16 protein-coding genes and 1 tRNA gene are annotated in these 12,659 nt (G+C 56.4%); 10 read left to right on the top strand and 7 right to left on the bottom strand.

Annotation, left to right across the window (positions count from 1 at the left end):
* Both tyrS and ACEQWH_RS03460 read left to right on the top strand, forming a co-directional pair.
* On the top strand, positions 1 to 1,084 hold a 1,084-nt coding region (gene tyrS, locus ACEQWH_RS03465; RefSeq protein ID WP_370228320.1), incomplete at its 5' end, for a tyrosine--tRNA ligase.
* A gap of 125 nt (positions 1,085 to 1,209) precedes the next feature.
* Positions 1,210 to 1,965 carry an SDR family NAD(P)-dependent oxidoreductase gene (locus tag ACEQWH_RS03460; RefSeq protein ID WP_370228319.1) on the top strand — a complete coding sequence of 252 codons (756 nt, stop codon included), beginning with the start codon at positions 1,210 to 1,212 and terminating at the stop codon, positions 1,963 to 1,965.
* Between the two features lie 65 nt (positions 1,966 to 2,030).
* Here ACEQWH_RS03460 and ACEQWH_RS03455 read toward each other — a convergent pair whose 3' ends face one another.
* The 3 genes from ACEQWH_RS03455 to ACEQWH_RS03445 form a co-directional block, all read right to left on the bottom strand.
* Positions 2,031 to 3,836, bottom strand: a complete 1,806-nt coding sequence (locus tag ACEQWH_RS03455) for an ABC-F family ATP-binding cassette domain-containing protein (RefSeq protein ID WP_370228318.1) — start codon at positions 3,834 to 3,836, stop codon at positions 2,031 to 2,033.
* A 41-nt stretch (positions 3,837 to 3,877) separates the two neighbouring features.
* Complete coding sequence (locus ACEQWH_RS03450) at positions 3,878 to 4,609, bottom strand: GNAT family N-acetyltransferase (RefSeq protein WP_370228317.1); 732 nt, start codon at positions 4,607 to 4,609, stop codon at positions 3,878 to 3,880.
* A gap of 69 nt (positions 4,610 to 4,678) precedes the next feature.
* Complete coding sequence (locus tag ACEQWH_RS03445) at positions 4,679 to 5,119, bottom strand: outer membrane protein assembly factor BamE (protein ID WP_370228316.1); 441 nt, start codon at positions 5,117 to 5,119, stop codon at positions 4,679 to 4,681.
* A 95-nt stretch (positions 5,120 to 5,214) separates the two neighbouring features.
* On the opposite strand from ACEQWH_RS03445, the gene ACEQWH_RS03440 reads away from it, so the two are divergent.
* From ACEQWH_RS03440 to ACEQWH_RS03405, 8 genes are all read left to right on the top strand, one after another.
* Entirely contained in the window at positions 5,215 to 5,769 is a 555-nt protein-coding gene (locus tag ACEQWH_RS03440; protein WP_370228315.1) for a DUF177 domain-containing protein, read from the top strand.
* A gap of 140 nt (positions 5,770 to 5,909) precedes the next feature.
* On the top strand, positions 5,910 to 6,116 hold the full coding sequence (gene rpmF / locus ACEQWH_RS03435; protein ID WP_209356247.1) for a 50S ribosomal protein L32: 207 nt from the start codon (positions 5,910 to 5,912) through the stop codon (positions 6,114 to 6,116).
* Between the two features lie 22 nt (positions 6,117 to 6,138).
* On the top strand, positions 6,139 to 7,239 hold the full coding sequence (plsX, locus tag ACEQWH_RS03430; RefSeq protein ID WP_370228314.1) for a phosphate acyltransferase PlsX: 1,101 nt from the start codon (positions 6,139 to 6,141) through the stop codon (positions 7,237 to 7,239).
* A 3-nt stretch (positions 7,240 to 7,242) separates the two neighbouring features.
* Positions 7,243 to 8,214: a beta-ketoacyl-ACP synthase III gene (locus ACEQWH_RS03425; RefSeq protein ID WP_370228313.1), complete on the top strand. Its 972-nt coding sequence runs from the start codon at positions 7,243 to 7,245 to the stop codon at positions 8,212 to 8,214.
* A 113-nt stretch (positions 8,215 to 8,327) separates the two neighbouring features.
* Positions 8,328 to 8,630, top strand: a complete 303-nt coding sequence (ihfA, locus tag ACEQWH_RS03420) for an integration host factor subunit alpha (RefSeq protein WP_370228312.1) — start codon at positions 8,328 to 8,330, stop codon at positions 8,628 to 8,630.
* A gap of 11 nt (positions 8,631 to 8,641) precedes the next feature.
* A complete protein-coding gene (locus ACEQWH_RS03415) occupies positions 8,642 to 9,400 on the top strand; it encodes a MerR family transcriptional regulator (protein WP_370228311.1) in 759 nt (252 codons plus the stop codon).
* Positions 9,401 to 9,462: 62 nt separating this feature from the next.
* Positions 9,463 to 9,539 (top strand) — tRNA-Pro (locus tag ACEQWH_RS03410).
* 56 nt (positions 9,540 to 9,595) lie between these two features.
* Complete coding sequence (locus ACEQWH_RS03405) at positions 9,596 to 10,675, top strand: 2'-deoxycytidine 5'-triphosphate deaminase (protein ID WP_370228310.1); 1,080 nt, start codon at positions 9,596 to 9,598, stop codon at positions 10,673 to 10,675.
* Here the strand turns inward: ACEQWH_RS03405 and ACEQWH_RS03400 are convergent, their stop codons facing one another.
* From ACEQWH_RS03400 to ACEQWH_RS03385, 4 genes are all read right to left on the bottom strand, one after another.
* Complete coding sequence (locus ACEQWH_RS03400; RefSeq protein WP_370228309.1) at positions 10,676 to 10,840, bottom strand: hypothetical protein; 165 nt, start codon at positions 10,838 to 10,840, stop codon at positions 10,676 to 10,678. It abuts the gene before it with no gap.
* A 59-nt stretch (positions 10,841 to 10,899) separates the two neighbouring features.
* Positions 10,900 to 11,559 (bottom strand): SMC-Scp complex subunit ScpB, encoded by a 660-nt coding sequence (gene scpB, locus ACEQWH_RS03395; protein ID WP_370228308.1) that lies wholly within the window; start codon positions 11,557 to 11,559, stop codon positions 10,900 to 10,902.
* A 1-nt stretch (position 11,560) separates the two neighbouring features.
* The gene (locus ACEQWH_RS03390; RefSeq protein ID WP_370228307.1) at positions 11,561 to 12,349 is read right to left on the bottom strand and encodes a ScpA family protein; all 789 of its coding nucleotides are present in this window, start codon (positions 12,347 to 12,349) and stop codon (positions 11,561 to 11,563) included.
* A 3-nt stretch (positions 12,350 to 12,352) separates the two neighbouring features.
* Positions 12,353 to 12,659: glycoside hydrolase family 3 N-terminal domain-containing protein (locus ACEQWH_RS03385; RefSeq protein ID WP_370228306.1), on the bottom strand; the 307-nt coding region annotated here is incomplete at its 5' end.

Genomic DNA, 12,659 nt, shown 5'->3' with positions numbered 1-12,659 from the left:
CATCATGATGCTGCGCTGGCTGCAGAAAACCGGGCATCGACCGATCACTTTGATGGGCGGCGGCACGACCAAAGTTGGCGATCCATCGTTCCGATCTGACGAACGCCCCTTACTGGGTCCTGAACAGATCGACGCCAATATCTCGGGCATGAAGCAGGTATTTGCCAAATACCTGACCTATGGCGATGGCCCTTCCGACGCTTTGATGCTGAACAACGCAGAATGGCTGGACGATCTGAACTATCTGGAATTTCTGCGCGACATTGGCCGCCACTTCTCTGTCAACCGGATGCTTAGCTTTGAGTCCGTGAAATCGCGTTTGGATCGTGAACAAAGCCTGAGCTTTCTTGAGTTCAACTATATGATCCTGCAGGCTTATGACTTTCTCGAACTGAACCGTCGTTATGACTGTTTGCTGCAGATGGGCGGCAGTGATCAGTGGGGCAATATCGTCAACGGTATCGATTTGACGCGTCGCGTGATCGACAAGCAAATCTATGGCCTGACGTCGCCGTTGCTGACAACCTCAGATGGCAAGAAGATGGGCAAGAGTCAGGGCGGTGCCATGTGGCTGAATGCTGATATGCTCAGCCCATATGAGTTTTGGCAATTCTGGCGCAATTCGACGGATGCGGACGTGGGCCGTTTCCTGAAGCTGTACACCGAACTGCCGGTTGATGAATGCGACCGTTTGGGCGCGTTGGCTGGATCCGAGATCAACGAAGCCAAGATCATTTTGGCCAATGAGGTCACGACCCTGTGCCACGGCGCGGATGCTGCGAAGGCCGCCGAGGCCACGGCGCGAGAGGTTTTTGAGAAAGGCGGCGTGGGCGCGGATCTGCCGACATTGTCTTTGACCTCGGGTGACATTGGGGACGGAATCTCGGTTGTGCAGTTGATTGTGAAGTCGGGTCTGGCCAAATCGGGCAAAGAGGCAAAACGGTTGATTGCAGAAAACGGTGCGAAACTGGACGATCAGCCGCTGACAGAGGCTGGTCGCGTGTTCACAGCCGACGATCTGGCCTCGCCCATCAAACTCAGCGCAGGCAAGAAACGCCACGCCTTGGTGCAATTGTCTGACTAAGCTTGGAAAAATCCCATAGAGAAGAGCGCCCTTGGGCGCTCTTTTTTATTTCGACGCGCGGTCACATTGGACGCGATTGATGCCTCAGGTTAGGGACAAGGCGAAATTCACTAACGGAGCCTGACATGAAACTTGCCACCACAACCGCTGTCATCACAGGTGCTGCCTCGGGACTGGGCGAAGCCACCGCTCGCCATTTCGCAGCTCAGGGCGCGCAGGTCACGATCTTGGATCGCGACATTGAGCGAGGCCAGTCCGTCGCCAGCGACATTGGCGGGTATTTCATCGAAACCGATGTGACCGACGAGGCATCCGTCAAGGCGGCGATTGGCTTTGCCACCGAGCGCATGGGGTCCGTGACAGCGGCCGTGAATTGCGCAGGCATTGCCCCTGCAGCCAAGACCCTGGGGCGTGACGGCCCACATGATCTGGCGATGTTTCAAAAAGTGATCGACATCAATCTGGTTGGCAGCTTCAACGTCGCCCGCCTGGCGTCTGAAGCGATGGCACGCAACACGCCGGAACCTGATGGCGCGCGCGGCGTTATTATCAATACGGCCTCGATTGCAGCAATGGATGGGCAAAAAGGTCAGGCTGCTTATGCCGCCTCTAAGGGGGGCATCGTTGGTCTGTCGCTTCCTATGGCGCGGGATCTGTCCAAACAGGGAATCCGCGTGATGGCCATTGCGCCGGGTATCTTTAAAACCCCGATGCTGATCGGTTTGGGGCAAGAGATCATGGACGGTCTGGCCGCTGACGTCACCTGCCCGCCCCGTTTGGGCGAGCCGTCAGAATACGCCTCGTTGGCCGGTTTTATCGTGGAATGCGGATATTTGAACGGCGAAGTTATTCGCCTGGATGGTGCGTTGCGGATGCGGTGAACGCCTTAATGCGTGCCTTTCGTTGAGGCGGCAGGAAATTGGATATTTATGGCAAGAGAAAGCAGCTAGCCTTCTGCTTTCTCTTCCAACGTCATCCATTCTTCTTCGGCAGCAGCGACGGCTGTTTGGCGTTCAACCAGCGCCTCTGTGGCTTTCTGGAACTTCACCGGCTCTTTCGTGAATAGGTCCGGATCTGACATAAATTCTTCCAGCTTGGCGATCTCGGCCATCAGGCGGTCGATTTCGCCGGGCAACGCATCCAGGCGTTTTTGTTCGGCAAAGGTCAGCCCCTCTTGCTGAGGCTTTTCAACCTTGGCTTTTTCCTTCTTAGGCTTTGATTTCACTTCCTTTTCAGGCGCATCTGCCTTTCGTTGGACGCGATAGTCGCTCCATCCGCCGGCATAAACGATCGCCTCTCCATTGCCTTCCATCGCAATGGTTGTGGTGGCTACGCGGTCCAGAAAATCCCTGTCGTGGCTGACCAACAGGACGGTGCCGTCGTAGTCATCCAGCAGTTCCTGCAGCAGATCGAGAGTTTCAACATCCAGATCGTTCGTAGGTTCGTCCAAAACAAGCAGGTTGCTTTCCTTGGCCATGAGCTTGGCCAAAAGCAAGCGAGCCTTCTCGCCCCCAGACAAAGAGCGCACGGGCGCGCGGGCCTGACGTTCGTCAAACAGGAATTCTTTCAGGTACCCCACCACATGTTTGGGATTGCCCCGCACCATGACCTGATCGGCTTTGCCAGACACCCGCATGTCCGGATCGCCTGTCAGACTGTCCCAAAGGCTCATGTCGGGGTCCAGTTGGGCGCGGGTCTGATCAAAAATCGCGGGCATCAGGTTCGTGCCCAATGTCACCGTCCCTGCATCGGGGGACTCTTGTCCCATGAGCATTTTGATCAGGGTGGTTTTGCCAACCCCATTGGGGCCAACAAAGGCGATGCGATCGCCGCGTTGCACCAACAGATCAAGGCTGCGCACGATGGGTTTGTCGCCAAAGGCTTTGGCCAAGCCTTTGACTTCGAAAACCTTTTTGCCAGACTTTGGCGCGGACTGAAAATCCATGGCCGCAGAGCCCTGACGTTTGATCTGTGCCGCGCGTTCTGCACGCAACCCTTGCAGGGCGCGCACGCGGCCCTGATTGCGTTTGCGCCGTGCGCTGATGCCTTCGACGGCCCAACGTGCTTCGGCTTTGATCTTGCGATCCAGCTTGTGGCGCTGGATGTCTTCGTCTTCCCAAGTCTTATCGCGCCAGGCTTCGAAATCGGCAAAGCCTTTGTCTTGGCGGCGCACTTTTCCTCTGTCAATCCAAAGCGTTGCGCGGGTCAACTCACGCAAGAAGGCACGGTCGTGACTGATCAGAACAAAGCCTGCCCGCGTGGTTTTAAGCTCGGATTCCAACCAAGCAATCGCCTCGATGTCGAGGTGGTTCGTTGGCTCGTCAAGCAGCATCAACTCTGGGGCTTCGGCCATCAGTTTCGCCAGCGCTGCACGTCTGCGTTCGCCGCCTGAGGCGGTTTCAATCGAGCGCGCGGGATCAAACTTGAGCCCCTCTCCGGCTCTCTCGACCTTATAAAGCTCGCCCGGATCCAGTGCCGAGGCCGCGAAGTCGCCGAGGGTGGCGAAGCCTTCCATGGTCGGGTCTTGCTCCATATACCCCGCCGACACGCCCGGTGGGACAACGATGTCGCCTTTGTCGGCCTCAACCAAGCCTGCCATGACTTTCATCAATGTGGATTTGCCTGATCCATTGCGCCCGACCAGCGCCACCCGGTCGCCCGGTTGCACCACAAGATCCAAGCCATCAAACACAGGATCTCCGCCAAAGGTCAGCGAAATGTCACTCATTTGTAAAAGAGGTATACGTGCCATAGCGACCAGCTAAAGCGGCCTCTGTGCGAGGTCAACCGACCTTAGGCAGACATTGCCCGCAACAGCCTTTTTCGCGCCGGTGGAATCGCTTTGATTTCAAGCCCGGTGAACACATGCAGCGTGTTCATATGTTCATCCACAACCGCATGATCGCTGACCCAGCCGCCCATCATCAGGTAAGTCCGCAGCAAGGGCGGCATCCGCAATTGGGCCTGTTTCAGATCAGGTTTGCGCCGAAGACGCGATGCAAAGCGGAACACATTGGGGGCTTTGACCCGTGGCAACCAGCGTTTTGGTGCGATGTGACGGTCGCGCAGCATGGCGAAGGCGTCAAAATACTCTTTGGCGTCCGTGCCCTTGAACGACGAGCAGCCAAACAGCAATTCAACATTGTTATCATCGACATAGGCCGTCATCGCCGCCCATGCGACGCGCAGAATGTCGGGATCTTGGACATCAGGGTGAATGCAAAAGCGGCCCATCTCGACCATTGTGCCCTCAAAATCCTGCAAGGCACTCAGTTCGTAATACTGCGCAGAGTAACTCTTGGCGATGTCGCTGCCGGAATTCAGCGGCAGAAAGCGGAAACAACAGACCAGCTGGTCGGTTTTACGGTCTTTTACCAGAATGTGGGTGCAAAGATCGTCAAACCCGTCCGCGTCTAAACCGTCACAGCCCTTAAAGGCCAAATGGCGCAGCCGTTGTGCGGCGATTATCTCGTTCTGGGTCCGTGCTACCACTGCAACGTAGCGTGCCTTCATTAAGCCAGCCATACCGGGCCTCATGTCGTTAACCGAGACCGATATAGGGACGTGTCCATGACAAGTTAATGACAGATCAGATTAAAGCAGCGCGTTCGGGTCAAAATTGCCGATGCTGCCCAGAAGCTGGCGAATGAACGAGATATTGTTCAAGCCATTGTCCGTCACGCGACGGGACAGAACCACCACCTGACCGTCATCAAGCCCAAAGCGCTCGACATTGGCCACGGTCCCGTCGGAATCAAAGGTCACCGCCACCAGCTCGCGGCTGACTTCGGTCGGGCGGCTTGGGCCAACTGTGCGGACCTGGCTGCGAACATAATAAAAACCGCCCTCTTCCAGCACACCGCCCGCGGTTGGCGCACCCAGCGTTTCAGCGACGCTTTCGCGTGTGTCGACGCCCACGATGACCTCGGTCAGGTCGGCCTCGCTTGGCACATAGCCGTGATTGCGGTATTGCGCGGCACAGCCAGCACCCAGCACACAAAGAGCGAAAACAGCCGCTTTCATTGGTTTTTTCATTTTGGCCACCCTTGCCCTCTTGTCTTGGCGATAGGAGATACTTATCGGCTAAGAGAATGAAGGATCAAGGTTCAATTGCGAAAAGGAAAGTGCAGATGTCCGGATCGAATTCCGCAAAAACCACCTATGCTGTTGCGGAGTTGCCCCAGAACAAGGCGACTTTCTTCAAGATTGCCCCTGAAACCGCTGCCCTGAAAGAGCTGGCGAGCGATCTGGATATCCTCGATCTGAAGAAACTGCGGTTTGAAGGCGAAATCAAAGCGCGCGGCAAGCGTGACTGGACGGTCAAAGGGCACCTTGGTGTCACTGTAGTGCAGGCTTGTGTCGTGTCGCTGGATCCGGTGACGACCCGCATCGAGGCGGATGTAGAGCGGGTGTTTGTGGCCAACTACACTGCCCCCACCGAAGAAGAATATGAAATGACCGAAGAGGATTCGGCGGATCCTTTGGGGGAAACCATCGATCTGTCAGAGATTCTTTTTGAGGAAATTGGGCTGAATTTGCCACTTTATCCGCGCGCCGATGATGCCGATCTGGGCGAATCTGTCTTTTCTGAACCCGGAATCGCCCCTATGCGCGACGAAGATGCACGGCCTTTCGCCGGGCTTGCCGGCTTGCGCGATCAACTTGCGAACAAAGACGACAAATAATGCTTGCACAGCGCGGATTTCTGACTATTTTCGCGCGCTCATCGGAATTTAGCGTTGGACTTGGCGGAGCGATCATCGTAAAGCCTCGGAACGCTCAGAAATCGGGCTTTCGGGCCCCCTTGCATTGAATAGGTTGCGACATGGCTGTCCAGCAGAATAAAGTATCCAAATCACGCCGCAACAACCGTCGCGCGCATGACGCATTGGTTGCTGCAAATCCAAACGAATGCCCAAACTGTGGTGAACTGAAACGTCCTCACCACGTCTGTGCGTCCTGCGGTCACTATGACGATCGCGAAGTCGTCGCAATGGCTGACGAAATCGATCTGGACGACGAAGCGGCATAAATAAACGGAACTTAGGACCGCTATGGCCGTGTTGAGTGAAGACAAGAACGCGGGTTCAGGGCGGACCATCATTTCCGTAGACGCCATGGGTGGCGACCGGGGGCCGGCAACAGTTGTTGCCGGCATTTCACGTTCCGCCAGAAAGAATCCGGACATCGGATTTATTCTGCATGGCCCCAAGGACGAGCTGAAAAAGCTGGTCGCTCGCAAAAAGAACCTGCAGGGTCGTGTGGAAATCCGCGATGCGACAGATGTCGTGACGATGGATGACAAACCCAGTCAGGTGATGCGGCACGGCAAATCCACATCTATGTGGTCTGCTGTTGAAAGCGTGCGCGCGGGCGAAGCAGATGTCTGCGTCTCGTGCGGCAACACCGGTGCGTTGATGATGCTGTCGGTGGTGCGTTTGCGCAAGTTGCCTGGCATCAATCGCCCTGCCATCGCCATTCTCTGGCCGTCCAGCAACCCGCAGGGTTTCAACATCATGCTGGATGTTGGCGCCGATATTCGCGCTGACGAGCATGACTTACTGCAATTCGCGCTGATGGGCGTGTCGTATGCACGCAATGGAATGGAGCTGAACCGGCCTCGCGTCGGCTTGCTGAACGTCGGCACCGAAGAGCACAAGGGTCGCGCCGAGCTAAAAGCCGCGCATGATCTGATTTCAGAACGTGCCGAGGATGCCAACTTTGAATTCGTCGGCTTTGTTGAAGGTGGCGACATCCCGGGCAACACCGCAGATGTGATTGTCACCGACGGTTTCACCGGAAACGTTGCGTTGAAAACCGGCGAAGGCACAGCGCGTCTGATCGGATCCTTGTTGCGCGAAGCCTTTAAATTCTCGCCTCTTTCTCGCATCGCAGCGCTCTTGGCCTATACCAGCATGCGCCGCCTGTCCAAACGCATAGACCCGCGTCGTGTTAACGGTGGTGTCTTTCTGGGCCTGAATGGAACCGTGGTCAAATCCCACGGCAGCTCTGACTCAACAGGTGTCTCGGCGGCAGTCAAACTGGCCTTCGTACTTGCGCAATCTGGTTTCTCGAAAAAGCTCGCGGCGCGGGTTGCATCTACTGTGCAACTCCCCCAAGATGACGCAGGGACAGGCGAGAAGAACGGAAAATAAAACATGACATTACGCGCTGTCGTGAGAGGGGTCGGTCACTACCTACCCGAGCGTATCGTACCCAATTCAGAGTTCGAAAAAACCCTGGATACATCCGACGAATGGATCAAAAGCCGCTCTGGAATCGAGCGTCGCCATTTCGCGGCAGACGATGAAACCACTTCAGATCTGGCGACCAAAGCAGCGCAGGCGGCCTTGGACAACGCAGGCCTCACGGCTGACGACATTGATGCCATCGTTCTGGCGACCTCAACTGCCGACCTGACCTTTCCGTCTGCGGCCACCATGGTGCAGAACAATCTGGGCATGACCAAAGGGTTTGCCTTTGACGTTCAGGCCGTATGCGCAGGCTTTGTGTTCGCATTGACCAACGCCAATGCCCTTGTTGTATCAGGCCAGGCCAAACGCGTTTTGGTCATCGGGTCAGAGACCTTTTCGCGCATCATGGACTGGAACGACCGCAGCACCTGTGTGCTGTTTGGCGACGGAGCTGGGGCTCTGATCCTTGAAGCGCAAGAGGGAACCGGCACATCTGAGGATCGCGGCGTACTGGCGACGGATCTGAATTCCGATGGCCGATATCGCGACATCCTTTACGTGGATGGCGGCATTTCCCAGCGTACGACGGGCTTTTTGCGCATGCAGGGCAAAGAAGTTTTCCGCCATGCGGTCGAGAAACTCGCCAAAACCACGCAGACCACTTTGGACGCGGTTGGAATCACCACGGACGACGTCGACTGGGTCGTGCCGCATCAGGCAAACATTCGTATTATCAAAGGCATCGCCAAGAAAATGGACATGCCGATGGACCGCGTGGTTGTCACCGTTCAGGATCACGGCAACACCTCTGCGGCCTCTATTCCGCTTGCGATGTCGGTTGCACAGGCCGAAGGCAAAATGAAACCGGGCGATATCGTGGTCACCGAGGCGATTGGCGGTGGTTTGGCCTGGGGATCTGCCGTCATTCGGTGGTAACGTTAACCAATTCTCGATGGAAAATTGCTTAAACCCTTGTTTCCAAGTCATTGTTCTTGACTTGGAAAAAACCCTTCACGTAATGTGACTGAAAGTGACAACGGGGGTTGATTATGAGTGAGAATACTTTGACACGGATGGATTTGAGCGAAGCGGTGTTCCGCGAGGTCGGTCTGTCACGCAATGACTCGGCACAGCTGGTAGAAAGTGTTCTGACATATATGTCCGATGCGCTGGTACGTGGCGAGCAGGTCAAAATCTCTTCTTTCGGGACGTTCAGCGTACGCGACAAAGCCGCACGCGTGGGCCGCAACCCGAAGACAGGTCAGGAAGTTCCGATCAACCCACGCCGGGTTCTGACGTTCCGCCCCTCGCATCTGATGAAAGATCGCGTCGCGGCTGGCAACAAAAAGTAAGCCGACTTTAAATGCCCAAATCCAGAGATGCCTTTCGCACGATTAGCGAAGTTGCCGAGTGGTTGGATACGCAGCCGCACGTCCTAAGGTTTTGGGAATCCAAGTTTTCTCAGGTGCGTCCGGTGAAACGTGCTGGCGGACGGCGGTACTATCGCCCTGCTGATATGCAGCTTTTGGGCGGTATCAAAAAGCTTTTGCATGACGATGGCATGACCATCAAAGGCGTGCAAAAGCTGTTGCGGGAAAAGGGCATCAAAGAAATCTCTGCACTGTCCAAACCAGTGGACCGCGACGAGGCAGAGGCCGCAGCGATCGAAGCAACCATTGCCCGCGAGCTGCCTGAAGCCATCGAAAAACCGGACGTCGATCCGTTGGAAGAACAGATTTCCGAGATCGTCGCGAGTGAAACTGCGGGCCCATCTGAAGAGGATGGTGAAGAGGCTACTGTCGACACCACCGCACGAGAGTCCCAAGAGTCAGAGGCCGCCGCACCGCCAACCGATGTCGAGGCCGCAGACGAAGCGCACTCGCCTGAGGATGCAGACAGCGATTTCACCAACATAGACCTGGCACCTGCGCCAAAGCCAAAGAACGCGGTGCCGCGCAATCCATTGGCGGATGTCGCGGAAAGCTGGTCGATGCGGGAAAAACTGATCGCAGCATTGATGACAACACAAGACATCGACGCACGGCACCACGCAGAAATGGCGCGATCTTTGGCGGCGTTGAAGTCTGTTGTTTCAACAGATCAATCCGCAGGTTCTTCGTGAGAGAAAACCGGGAATTTGGGTCTTGCCCCCACGGGCAAAACCGTTATGTACGACACCATCGTCGGGCTATAGCGCAGCCTGGTAGCGCGTCCGTCTGGGGGACGGAAGGTCGCAGGTTCAAGTCCTGCTAGCCCGACCAAAACAAATCGCCTGGGTGCTGCTCGCCCCGGGCGTTTTGTGTATCTGGAGGATGTGATGCCCGGAGTTTTGCCGAGCCAAGCCATTGAAACGATGATCGAAAGTGGCGAGATTAGGCTGGATCGTCCCTTGATAGAGGGACAGGTTCAACCGGCGAGCCTTGACCTTCGACTTGGAGAAGTGGCCCACCGCGTGCGCGCTTCTTTCCTTGCGGGCGAAAGCCGAACAGTTGCCGAGCGGCTCACAGATTTCGAGATGCACCGCATTGATCTAACGTCAGAAGGCGCGGTTCTGGAAAAGGGCTGCGTCTATGTGGTGCCGTTGATGGAAAATCTGGCCCTGCCTGATGGCATCACCGCCGTGGCGAACGCGAAATCCTCTACCGGTCGCCTTGATCTGTTGACGCGCACCATCACAGACGGAGGCACAGAGTTCGACCGCATTCCAGCAGGCTATTCTGGCCCGCTCTATGCGGAAATCTGTCCGCGCTCATTCTCTGTACTGGTGCGTCCGGGGATGCGGCTGAACCAGATTCGATTCCGCGACGATCAATCCGTTCTGTCTGACGACGCTCTGCGGGCACTGCATGCAGAAAGCCCGTTAGTTGACGTAGACGCGGTGATTGACGAAGGGCTGGGCTTTTCGGTTGATCTGAAACCTGCCGAGGGCACGCTGGTTGGCTATCGCGCAAAACCGCATACGGGCGTCATTGATCTGGACAATATCGGACATTACGACCCTGCGGAATTTTGGGAAGAAGTGCGCAGCGACAACGGTCAGATCATCCTGGATCCCGGCGCGTTCTATATTCTCGTCAGCCGCGAAGCCGTTCAAATTCCACCACAATACGCGGCGGAGATGGCCCCTTTCCTCGCAATGGTCGGAGAATTCCGGGTGCATTATGCAGGATTTTTCGATCCGGGCTTTGGCCACGCCGAGGCTGGCGGCGCAGGATCGCGCGGTGTTCTGGAAGTACGCTGTCACGAAGCGCCCTTTGTGCTGGAACATGGGCAGGTCGTGGGACGCTTGGTCTATGAAAAGATGTCAGAGCTGCCTGAGCAGCTTTACGGTCGCGAAATCGCGTCAAATTATCAGGGACAAGGTTTGAAATTGTCCAAACATTTCAAGTCTGTCTGACTAGAGCCGACCTGCACGGCGCACAACGCGCACGGCATCGTTGGCGCGGCGTTTGTCAAACATTGGCCCACCACGATGGGCCATCATGTCGATCCCCTTGTTCATGCCCTGCCGCATCAGACGGCGCATGATAAGTCGAACAATCATATTCAGAACGCGATCCATGGCGTTTCCTCCAAGCTGCTCCAGACGGCATAGCGGAGAAATCGGGCCAATTTAGGGCGCTATTCTTCAAACATCTCGGATTGGTTCACGTCAGGATCTTCCTCTTCCGGCTCGACCGGAGAAGGCACCGACCCAGGAGGCGGGCGATTGTCCAAAAGCCCCGCTGCGCGCAGCTCTTTCAGCCCTGGCAAATCGCGCGCACTTTCAAGTGCGAAGTGATCCAGGAACGTGGGCGTCACAACAAAGGTCACGGGCCGACCAGGCGTCATCTTGCGCCGCCCAAAACGGATCCATTCCATTTCCAGCAGCTGATCTACCGTGCCACGGCTGACAGACACGCCACGGATCTCTTCGATTTCGGCGCGCGTCACCGGCTGGTGATAGGCAATGATCGCCAGTGTCTCAATCGCGGCGCGCGACAGTTTACGCGTCTCAACCTGTTCATTTTGCAGCAGAAACCCAAGATCCGGCGCTGTGCGAAAGGCCCAAGCGTCCCCAATCTTGTTCAACCGAACTCCCCTGCCCTCATAGCGTTTGGCAACATGTCCAAGTGCCTCCGCCGCATCGCTTCCGTGTGGCATCCGTGCGTTCAACTGCGCAACAGACATAGGGTTTGAGGTCGCAAACAACAGCGCCTCGACCATGCGTTCCTGTTCGCCCATAGGCGGGGCTTCAAACAGGCTTTCTTCAATGCTTGGGGTGTCTGTTTCGTCTGTCATGTCACATCTCTCGGCGGCGAAGCTGGATCGGCGCAAAGGTTTCAGATTGCCGGATTTCAACCTTGCCCTCTTTGGCCAATTCAAGCGAGGCGGCAAAGGTCGCGGCCGTCGCAGAGCGCCGTTTTTGCGGGTCGCTTTCCCAACCAGCGGGCAAGTAACTCAGAATATCCGTCCAGGTGCCTGCAAATCCGATCATGCCGCGCATCCGCTCGAGCGCCTGCTCCATTGTAAACACCGCGTCGCGGTCCATGACGAAAGGGCGAAACTCGTCTTTGGTCCGAATCCGCGCATACCCCTGCATCAGATCCAAAAGCGTGGCCGTATAGGTGATGGTTTTCTTGGTTTCGACCTGCTCGGTCAGCCCGCGCCCGAAAAAATCGCGCCCAAGCCGGTCTCGCGCCATCAGTTTCGCCGCGCAATCGCGCATCGCTTGCAATCGCTCGAGTTGAAACGCCAAATGCGCCGCCAACTCTTCGCCGCTTGGCCCTTCTTCTTCGGGATCCGGCGGAAGCAGCAGACGTGATTTCAGGAACGCGAGCCAGGCCGCCATAACAAGATAATCCGCCGCAAGCTCGATCCGCATCTGTTTGGCTTTTTCAACAAAGGCCAGATACTGACGCGCCAGCTCGAGAATCGAAATCGTGCGCAAATCGACTTTTTGCGTGCGAGACAAGGTCAACAGAACGTCCAGCGGCCCTTCGAACCCGTCCACGTCAACGACCAGCGTTTCCGCCGCAACGCGCTCTGCCACGCGATCGTTTTGAAGTTGGGTTACAAAGTCGTCGCTCATGCCCTACCCGCGTGTCAAAGCGTCAAGCTCGGCTGTCAGAGCGCCGATGTCAACCTTTGCGCGAGGACGGCGTGCTGCCAGCGCCCGAACCGCGCGCGCCTGAGCTTTCTCCTCCATCTGGCCAGCGGTTGTCGCGACCTGCGACATCTGGGCAAGGTCACCGTTGCAATGCAAAATGACGTCGCAGCCAGCCGCAAGACTTGCTGATGCCCTGTCTTCAACGCTGCCGCTCAGGGCTTCCATCGACAGGTCGTCACACATCAGCAGACCATCAAACCCGATGTCATTGCGGATCAGATCAATGACAGTC

Origin of the sequence: Cognatishimia sp. (genome assembly GCF_964229375.1) — a bacterium.
Taxonomy (GTDB): Bacteria; Pseudomonadota; Alphaproteobacteria; order Rhodobacterales; family Rhodobacteraceae; genus Cognatishimia.
Note: the sequence above shows the minus strand (reverse complement) of the source record. Positions and strands in the feature narration are given on the sequence as shown.

Coding starts and splice junctions, on each gene's coding strand:
- ACEQWH_RS03390 (WP_370228307.1), bottom strand. CDS start 12,349: ATGAGCGACGACTTTGTAACCCAACTTCAAAACGATCGCGTGGCAGAG.
- ACEQWH_RS03455 (WP_370228318.1), bottom strand. CDS start 3,836: ATGGCACGTATACCTCTTTTACAAATGAGTGACATTTCGCTGACCTTT.
- scpB (WP_370228308.1), bottom strand. CDS start 11,559: ATGACAGACGAAACAGACACCCCAAGCATTGAAGAAAGCCTGTTTGAA.
- ihfA (WP_370228312.1), top strand. CDS start 8,328: ATGAGTGAGAATACTTTGACACGGATGGATTTGAGCGAAGCGGTGTTC.
- ACEQWH_RS03400 (WP_370228309.1), bottom strand. CDS start 10,840: ATGGATCGCGTTCTGAATATGATTGTTCGACTTATCATGCGCCGTCTG.
- ACEQWH_RS03425 (WP_370228313.1), top strand. CDS start 7,243: ATGACATTACGCGCTGTCGTGAGAGGGGTCGGTCACTACCTACCCGAG.
- rpmF (WP_209356247.1), top strand. CDS start 5,910: ATGGCTGTCCAGCAGAATAAAGTATCCAAATCACGCCGCAACAACCGT.
- ACEQWH_RS03445 (WP_370228316.1), bottom strand. CDS start 5,119: ATGAAAAAACCAATGAAAGCGGCTGTTTTCGCTCTTTGTGTGCTGGGT.
- ACEQWH_RS03460 (WP_370228319.1), top strand. CDS start 1,210: ATGAAACTTGCCACCACAACCGCTGTCATCACAGGTGCTGCCTCGGGA.
- ACEQWH_RS03450 (WP_370228317.1), bottom strand. CDS start 4,609: ATGGCTGGCTTAATGAAGGCACGCTACGTTGCAGTGGTAGCACGGACC.
- ACEQWH_RS03405 (WP_370228310.1), top strand. CDS start 9,596: ATGCCCGGAGTTTTGCCGAGCCAAGCCATTGAAACGATGATCGAAAGT.
- plsX (WP_370228314.1), top strand. CDS start 6,139: ATGGCCGTGTTGAGTGAAGACAAGAACGCGGGTTCAGGGCGGACCATC.
- ACEQWH_RS03440 (WP_370228315.1), top strand. CDS start 5,215: ATGTCCGGATCGAATTCCGCAAAAACCACCTATGCTGTTGCGGAGTTG.
- ACEQWH_RS03415 (WP_370228311.1), top strand. CDS start 8,642: ATGCCCAAATCCAGAGATGCCTTTCGCACGATTAGCGAAGTTGCCGAG.